The organism is Loigolactobacillus jiayinensis (assembly GCF_003946445.1).
Lineage (GTDB): Bacteria > Bacillota > Bacilli > Lactobacillales > Lactobacillaceae > Loigolactobacillus > Loigolactobacillus jiayinensis.
Genome location: NZ_RHOF01000002.1, coordinates 146,917 through 153,346 on the forward strand (window position 1 = coordinate 146,917; position 6,430 = coordinate 153,346).

The following is a 6,430-nucleotide window of genomic DNA, read 5'->3' on the forward strand; positions in this document are numbered from 1 at the left end:
AAGGGGTAGAAAATGGCGATACCTAAAATAATACATTACTGCTGGTTTGGACATAAGGAACTCTCAACGCAAACTAAAGAATACATTAAATCTTGGGAAAAATATGCTCCTGATTATAAAATTATTAGGTGGGATGAGTCTAATTTTGATATCAATCAATCAGCTTACTGTCAAAGTGCATATAAAAACAAGTTATATCCCTTTGTGGCAGATTATGCTAGGTTAGCAATTATGTATAAATATGGTGGTATCTATCTCGATACCGATGTTGAATTATTAAAGCCTATTGATCATTTTCTTGATGCAGATGCTTTTTTTGGATTAGAAAATTATAATGCAATAAATACTGGATTAATTTTTGGTGCTATACCTAAACAAAAAAATGTCAAAGCACTTTTAAAAATATATGATTTATTCGGAAATAATTTACAAGAGGGAACGTTTATAAAAAAGACTTGCGTAAAAATAACGACTGAATATTTTAAAAAGCTGGGGTTTAGGGAGAAAGATAAGTATCAGATTGTAAATAATTGTTTCATTTATCCAACAAGTTACTTTTGTCCACAAAAATATGGAGACATTAAGGCGCATATCAAAAAAAATACTGTGACGTGGCATCATTATAATGGCAGTTGGACTGCAGATACTAAAGCTGAGTTAATGCGTACTTATCGCAATGCAAGAATAGGAAGGCGTATTAAAGCCTTACTTGGTTCTAATATGTATGACAATCTTTATTTGAAGTATAAAAAAATAATAAAGCATGAGAAGGTGGTGTTTAAAAACACCAGGAGGAAGTAATGAAGAACTATGTGTCGATAATTATTCCTACTTATAATGCTGAAAAATATATTGGAATTTGCATTTCTTCGATTCTAGATCAATCTTATCCTTATCTTGAAGTAATTATTATAGATGATGGATCAACAGATCACACTCAGGAGATTGTAAATAGCTTTGATGATCAAAGAATTAAATTTTTCATTCAAAATAATCAGGGCGTTTCTGCAGCAAGAAATAAGGGACTTCAGTTTGCAACAGGTGAATACGTAACTTTTATTGATTCCGATGATTTTGTAGCGCGGATTCATATTGAGAAACTTGTTGAGAGTATCGTAAATTGTAATTGTGAATTAGTTATTTGTGGTTATACTACTAAACAAGAAGGACTGTCAGAACAAACAAATTCTTTCATCATGAACGAATCAGAAATTATTGAATCAATGTTTAGTTTTGATGGTGTAAAGGGTTTTACTTGGACGCGCTTATTTAAACGAGATATTATTAAAAAATATAATATCTCGTTTAACGAGAACATCTCAATGCTTGAAGATGTTATTTTCAATTTAGAATATTTGCAATACATTAACCATACTTACTTTACTGGTATTACTACATATTATTATAGAATTCATGAAGTGAGTGCGATATCAAAACGAACCTATGGAAATGATTTTAAAGATAAGTGGTTAAATGAATTAAAGGCTTATAAAATAATTGATGACTTAATTCGTGAGCTGTATCCGAAATCATTTACTGTGTTTATGGAATCATATGTGTGGGAATTAAATATAATCCGGATGCTATTACGAGAGGCACCCAATAAAGTAAGTTATCTACAAACTTATGAAAAGTTATGCAAGTTAACTAAGGCACATAAAAATTCTATTTTTAATAGTAAGAGGTACGGGGTAATGAGGAAAATTAAGTTCTTTATTTCAATGTATATACCGGTGATTATTGATGTTAGAGTAAGAATTTCTAGCTTAAAACACAGAGGTTGATTAAGTCGTATCCTTGCAATATACGGTTAGGTCATGATATTGGGAGAGTTGATATATAAATACTCAATGTACTCCAAAAGGAGAATGAAATAATTGAAAAAGATACTCGTTGAAGGATACGCTAATAGTAATTTAGGTGATGATTTATTCTTTACTTTATTGGTTAATCGATATAAAAAAATTCAGTTTATATTTAATATAAAGCATGAAACTAAATTATTGAAAAGCTTTACTAATGTAATTACTAAACATTATCAATTAGTTGACTTATTGATCCATATTTACCAGTTTGATTATTTTGTTGTTATTGGTGGCTCACTGTTTCAACAAAGTAAAGGAAAAGCTTGGTTTAAGTGGTGGTTGGGATTATGGTTAAAGGTTTTACTATTTAAGATACAACGTAAAAAAGTTATTTTTATGGGTTTTAATTTCGGTCCATATTATTCTAAAACTTTCTTTTTACTATTTAAATTTTTATTTTATCAAGTCGATTATCTCTCTGTTAGAGATAACGAAACTCTAAATTTATTTAAGAAAAATAAAAAAGTTCATTTATTTCCTGATATGGTATTCAGTTTACCCAATATTGTAGAACATGAAACTAAGCGTAGATCACTCGCTGTTTCGGTAATGGACTTTGGACCAGAAAAAACTTTCCAGAAATCATATGAAGAATTTTTAATAAAAATTATTAATGGTATCAGCAGTGATATAGATATCACATTGTATGGATTTCAAGTATCGTCGACAGTTAATGATGAAGCCGTAATAAATAGAATAAAATCGCGTGTTAACCATCCTGTGTCTTTTCTTTGTTATGATGAAAATAACATAGATAGTTTCTTAATGGATTATTCAAAGAATTTTTTTTCAATAACATGTAGATTCCACTCACTTATTTTGTCGTTAAAAGCTAAACAACAAATTATTAGCATTGATTATAATATTAAAGTTGGGTCATTATTAAAAACCTTGAAAATACAGAATATGAATGTACAAGTAAATGAATTTAATGATAAATTAATTATTGATAAAATAATTAAGAAAATAAACAAGGCAGAGGTTATGGATAATAATTACCTTAGTAATGACGAATTAGAAAATATCATCGCGGAATCATCTAAACATTTTAGTTATTTAGATGATTTGATAAGAACAACGGGTAAATAGATTATATTTTTATATAAGCTATTTACTTTAATTCATAGTAGTAAAGTTTGAAAGGCACGTCTTTTTCTGTGTTTTTTATATAAAAAGTTTAAAATAACCACTCAGAATTCATATTTATAGATTATAAATATTTGCTAGGGATGAATTATGAAAAAAATAACTTATAGTTTTCCATTTGTGATAGCTATTTCATTGATTATACAAGGGTTAGGTCTAATTAGAAGCCTCATCTTAGCTAAAAGCTTTGGTGCCAGCGCTAAATTAGATGCATTTTATCTTGCAAATGTGTTTACTATATCAGTATTTACTGTGGTCGGATCCGCTATTACAACAATAGTTATACCAGAATTAAATTCTAAAAGTGCTTTTCAACAAAAAAAGACATACATGGAAAAGTATTTAACGTTTATCAGAATATTATCTCTTACAGTCAGTATACTATTATTTGTTTTTATTCTACTAGGAAAAGATTTAATTGTTCCAAAGTTTAGCAATCAAAATAAATCGCTTTTTATTATTTTAACAGGCATACTTTTAATTAGTCAGCAATTTAAAATTCAAGCTTCATTTTCGATTTCGTTATTACAAAATGAAGGATACTATATTACATCTCGATTTTTAGATATTATACCTGTTGGAATTCCAGCTTTATATCTGATTTTTTCTAATTCAATTAATATTAAGTTGTTAACAATTCTGACGGCAGCAGCCTATATCTTGGAAACTGTAATATTTAATTATATTCAGCGAAAAATCAATCCTGAATTTATATTTCGATTACGAATTGGTTTGGATAAAGATGTCAAAAAAATGATATTAAATACGTTACCAATATTATTAAGTTCTATGATCTTTCAGATTCAAGTGATGCTATCTAATTATTTTGCTGGTTTTTTTGGTCATGGATACATAACTTTGTTATCTAATACCAACCAAATTATGGGAATTTTTCAAGCATTAATTATCATGAATTTAGTAAATATGATATATCCTAAGCTAGTAAAGGATATAAAAAAAGATTTTATTTATGGGGTAGCACAAGTCGATAAATACGTTTCTTTGACCAATTTAATTGTAATACTACTAATTTGGGGGTACATAGCTGTTGGATTAGACTTAGTTAAGTTACTTTTCGTACGAGGTGCTTTTTCAATGGCAGACGCGAGAATTGTATATCAATACGGTATAGTGTTGGGTGTAGTATTGCCATTCGATGTAATAAGGGATTATTCATATAGAATTTACTATGCAAAAGGAAATACAAAAAAACCAATGAATAATTCATTAACTACTGTAGCTCTTAACATTACTTTATTAATTGTGTTGTCTAATTTAATAGGTCCTATTTCTGTTGTTTTAGCTCCAGCTTTAGGGACACTTTCTTCAACTTGTTTAATTCTAATTAAAGCATATCGTGATAATATAAGGGTGAATATAAAACGAATATTTACTAGCTATTTAATAACTAATTTATTAGGATTTTCAATGTTTATAATAATTAAGGAAGTACATTATGTTTCTGAAAGTTTGATTCAGGAATTAGTAGTAAATATTGCCATCGGGGCCGGATTTACGGGTGTAGTTGTTGTTCTAATCGTACTTTTACTTAAGTATTTAAAAATTGATATAGTCAAAGATATCTTTAAATAAAAGCACATAGTATGAAGCTGAAAATAATGCTACTCAGTAAATAAAGTCTGCAAGAAGGAGATGAAATATTTGTTGAAATATATCGAAAGAATACGAATGTGTATTATATATCATAATTTAAAAATTGATCGACATAAAATTGTTATTCCACTACATTTTCCAAGTAAAAAAGTAACTCTGAAAGGAGAATTTATTCATATTGAACCTAACTTTAGAGTCTTAGGTGATGGAAAAGTAATTATTGAAAATAATTGTATTTTTGCAGAAAAATTTACAGCCATAACGAATTTACATCAGGTTAAAGAGAGTGGAATGTTACCGTATAATTCAAAAGATGATATTGTCAAGAATGTAAATATTCAAAGAAATGTTTGGATAGGAGCAAACGTGACAATATTTGGAGGAGTAACTGTCGGCGAGGGAGCAGTTATAGGTGCGAATTGCCTAGTAACACACGATGTCCCCGCTCGAGCAATAGTTGGTGGGGTTCCTGCTCATATTATTCGATATAGAGATAAAGCAAAGTATGATAAGCAGAATAAAGCGGATAATTTATACTTACCGTCTAAATATAAGCAGATAGGGCATGTATAGAGTGAGGAACAGAAAAGGATAGCCAGAGTACTTAAGTAGTTATTGCTTTCAAGGGAGTAAAGATGAGCTTTTTTAAAGCGGCAATGCCAGTTATTGTAGCGATAAATAGCGCTAAGGGCCATTATATCAGAATAAAAAATGATAAATACCAATATTGAATTCAAAGCTAGAGTCGACTGAATCTAAAATGTGTGAAATGAAACAGTGATATTTGCTACTTTATTGGGTAAGTTTAATGATCTTAGTCTAAGTAATTAACTATGTAATGATAAAAGGATCACAGTTTATAACTGAATTAAATGAAAATATTTAGAAAACAACCAGCGCGTTTTTGTCCGTGAGTTCATGGGTGAGCGTTTTGATGTCGGTAACAAGCTGGGTTATGTCACGACGAATATTGAGTTCGGGTTGCGGCATCCAGAGGTTAACGCGCAGTTACGGCCTTACTTGATCGAATTGACGCAACGTTTAGAATTAGAGCGACAACAAGAATTGAAGAAGTAGCTCAGGATTCCCTGCTGGCAGAGCGCTGGTGGGGAATTTATAAAATGGGCAATTATATAACCGAAGTGAACGATTCCGCTGCCCTCCTTCATGTGGTAAGAATCAAATTTCCGACCTGATTAGAGCTGTATATGCCGGTTCTCACCATTCCCTAAAAAGGCCACACTCAGCTAAGAGTGTGGCCTTTTTAGGTTGGGCAGCGTGACTACTCAGCTACTTTTTCCGCGTCACCACCAAAAATTGGGGTAACTGTCCGTTCGACGTATTGCGCCTTTACGGGTACTTCGTACGGATTAACGGTTTCAATCTCGAACATTTTCAGGTCAGCGATGGTTTGCATCGCAGTTTTGACCGTGGTTTCGTCCAAGGTTTGCGACGCGTAATTCAGCCGCATGTGCTTGATCTTGCCGTCTTCGTTCTTAAATTCCATATCAAGTTGTTTCATGAAAAAGCTCCTCTCTGTGGGTGGATTTGGGCTATGTGGTGGTACCAAACAGCGCGCCAGCAGGGTGGTTAGCCCAGCGGACTAAGCTAGTTGGGAGGACTGGCTTAGGCTGGCGCGGTTAGCGGGCATGCTGGGAAGGACATGCGCGCTTATGTGCCGCAGCTGGGGCGGCTGCAGTTGGTGCGGTTACCGCCAATTTGCCGGCGTGTCACTGGGACAGGGTGACGTGCCGGCACGGTGGCGGAAACGTGCTAAAAGATGCAGGTTCCTGCGGCTGCCATGT

7 protein-coding genes are annotated in these 6,430 nt (G+C 32.0%); 6 read left to right on the top strand and 1 reads right to left on the bottom strand.

Annotated elements, in window-relative coordinates:
• Positions 1-12 precede the first annotated feature (12 nt).
• The 6 genes from EKM80_RS01475 (at position 13) to EKM80_RS01500 (ending at position 5,702) form a co-directional block, all read left to right on the top strand.
• Positions 13-801 (top strand): glycosyltransferase family 32 protein, encoded by a 789-nt coding sequence (locus EKM80_RS01475; RefSeq protein ID WP_125551339.1) that lies wholly within the window; start codon positions 13-15, stop codon positions 799-801.
• A complete protein-coding gene (locus EKM80_RS01480; RefSeq protein ID WP_125551341.1) occupies positions 801-1,784 on the top strand; it encodes a glycosyltransferase family 2 protein in 984 nt (327 codons plus the stop codon). Before EKM80_RS01475 ends, EKM80_RS01480 begins: the two co-directional genes overlap by 1 nt.
• A 93-nt stretch (positions 1,785-1,877) precedes the next feature.
• The gene (locus EKM80_RS01485) at positions 1,878-2,954 is read left to right on the top strand and encodes a polysaccharide pyruvyl transferase family protein (RefSeq protein ID WP_125551342.1); all 1,077 of its coding nucleotides are present in this window, start codon (positions 1,878-1,880) and stop codon (positions 2,952-2,954) included.
• A 147-nt stretch (positions 2,955-3,101) separates the two neighbouring features.
• Complete coding sequence (locus EKM80_RS01490) at positions 3,102-4,604, top strand: lipid II flippase MurJ (RefSeq protein ID WP_125551344.1); 1,503 nt, start codon at positions 3,102-3,104, stop codon at positions 4,602-4,604.
• Between the two features lie 72 nt (positions 4,605-4,676).
• Entirely contained in the window at positions 4,677-5,198 is a 522-nt protein-coding gene (locus EKM80_RS01495) for an acyltransferase (protein ID WP_164509474.1), read from the top strand.
• A gap of 345 nt (positions 5,199-5,543) precedes the next feature.
• Entirely contained in the window at positions 5,544-5,702 is a 159-nt protein-coding gene (locus tag EKM80_RS01500) for a hypothetical protein (protein WP_191985917.1), read from the top strand.
• Positions 5,703-5,907: 205 nt separating this feature from the next.
• Here EKM80_RS01500 and EKM80_RS01505 read toward each other — a convergent pair whose 3' ends face one another.
• Positions 5,908-6,147, bottom strand: a complete 240-nt coding sequence (locus tag EKM80_RS01505; protein ID WP_125551347.1) for a DUF2922 domain-containing protein — start codon at positions 6,145-6,147, stop codon at positions 5,908-5,910.
• Positions 6,148-6,430: the final 283 nt, after the last annotated feature.